We start from the raw sequence: 1729 nt of genomic DNA, 5'->3' as shown, positions 1-1729 counted from the left end.
GCATTCCGGAGTCCGGCGCCCGCTACGGCATGCCCGACGCCCGGGCCTTCGAGCCCGACCGCTGGCTGGAGGATGGCGACCGGGTGACCCTGGGCGAGACCGAGTTCGAGGTCTACCACTGCCCCGGCCACACCCCCGGACACGTGGTCTTCTTCAACCGCGAGGCCCGCTTCGCCCAGGTGGGCGATGTCCTTTTCCAGGGCTCCATCGGGCGCACCGACTTCCCGGGCGGCAGCTATCCGGCCCTGATCGGCGCCATCACCGGCAAGCTCTGGCCGCTCGGCGACGACGTCGCCTTCGTCCCCGGCCACGGCCCCATGTCCACCTTCGGCCGCGAACGCCAGACCAACCCGTTCGTCTCGGACGAGGCCCTTTCAGAGAGCTAGGCCGGTCCTCCCACGCGGCTGGGATCTCCACCTGTGTGGGGGCGATAACCCAGGGACGAAGGGGTTCAGCGGGCTACGGGGGCCCTAGACCGCCTGCCCCGCCGCCCAGCCGCTGGCCCAGGCCCACTGGAAGTTGTAGCCGCCCAGCCAGCCGGTGACATCCACCGCCTCGCCAATGATGTGCAGGCCGGGGACGGTGCGGGTCTCGAAGGTGCGGCTGTCAAGCTCGCGAGTATCCACCCCGCCCAGCATGACCTCGGCGGTCCGGTAGCCTTCTGTGCCCGCGGGCCGGAAGGTCCAGGCGTTCACGGCGGCGGACAGGCGGGCCAGGGCGGCGTCGTTACAGTCCCCCAGCCGGGGCGGTGCCTCGGCCCCTTCGGCCAGGGTCCGGGCGAGGCGCGCGGGCAGGAGATCCGACAGAAGGGCGGCGGGGGCCTGTCGGCCGGCCCGGGTCCGCTCGGCCTTCAGCCGCGCCATGAGATCGACGCCGGGGGCGAGGTCAACCGTCACCCCCTCGCCGTCCCGCCAATAGGAGGAGGCCTGGAGGACGGCGGGTCCGGAAAGGCCCCGATGGGTGAAGAGGAGGTACTCGTCAAAGGCAGTCCCGCCCGCGGTCACCCGGGCGGGCGCAGAGACCCCGGCCAGGGGCGACAGCCGCTCCAGCAGGTCCGGTGCCAGGGTGAAGGGTACGAGGCCGGCCCGGGGCTCCACCAGGGCCAGGCCCAGCCGGCGTGCGACATCGAGGGCATAGCCCGTGGCCCCCATCTTGGGGATCGACTTGCCCCCGGCGGCCAGAACCACCCGTTCGGCGGCGACCTCTCCGCTGTCGAGGGAAAGGCGGAAGCCAGGCGAAGTCGGCATCAGGTCGTGCACCGACGTCGACAGGCGCAAATCCGCACCCGCCTCGGTCATCCGGCGCACCAGGAGGTCGACCACCTGCCGGGCCGAGCCCTCCAGAAAGAGCTGGCCCAGCGTACGCTCACGCCAGGCGATGCCAGCCTGGTCCAGCAGGGCGATGAAGTCCGTCGGCGTGTAGCGGCTGAGGGCCGAGATGCAGAACCGGGGATTGTCCGACAGGAAGCGGGAGGGATGGACGCCAAGGTTGGTGAAGTTGCACCGCCCACCGCCGGAAATACGGATCTTTTCGCCCGGTGCCCGGGCATGGTCCAGTACCAGTACCCGCCGGCCCCGCAGGGCGGCCTCGGCGGCGCACATCATGCCGGCTGCACCGGCACCGATCACGACGACGTCGAAACGTTCCATTCCGGGGCGGGCCGCTGGGTCCGGGTCAGTCCTTGGCGCGTTCCTGGTAGGAGCCGTCCTCGGTGAGGATGACCACCCGG

General features: G+C 71.3%; 2 protein-coding genes. One reads left to right on the top strand and one right to left on the bottom strand.

Going from position 1 to position 1729, the window contains the following annotated elements; translation table 11 throughout:
* A partial coding sequence (locus tag WCJ52_RS13060) for an MBL fold metallo-hydrolase (RefSeq protein WP_336903737.1) occupies positions 1-386 on the top strand: 386 nt, incomplete at its 5' end.
* An 84-nt stretch (positions 387-470) separates the two neighbouring features.
* Here WCJ52_RS13060 and WCJ52_RS13055 read toward each other — a convergent pair.
* Complete coding sequence (locus WCJ52_RS13055; RefSeq protein WP_336903736.1) at positions 471-1649, bottom strand: NAD(P)/FAD-dependent oxidoreductase; 1179 nt, start codon at positions 1647-1649, stop codon at positions 471-473.
* Positions 1650-1729: the final 80 nt, after the last annotated feature.

The sequence above is a fragment of the Phenylobacterium sp. genome, assembly GCF_037138395.1.
GTDB lineage: Bacteria > Pseudomonadota > Alphaproteobacteria > Caulobacterales > Caulobacteraceae > Phenylobacterium.
This window is presented reverse-complemented; position numbering and strand designations above follow the sequence as displayed.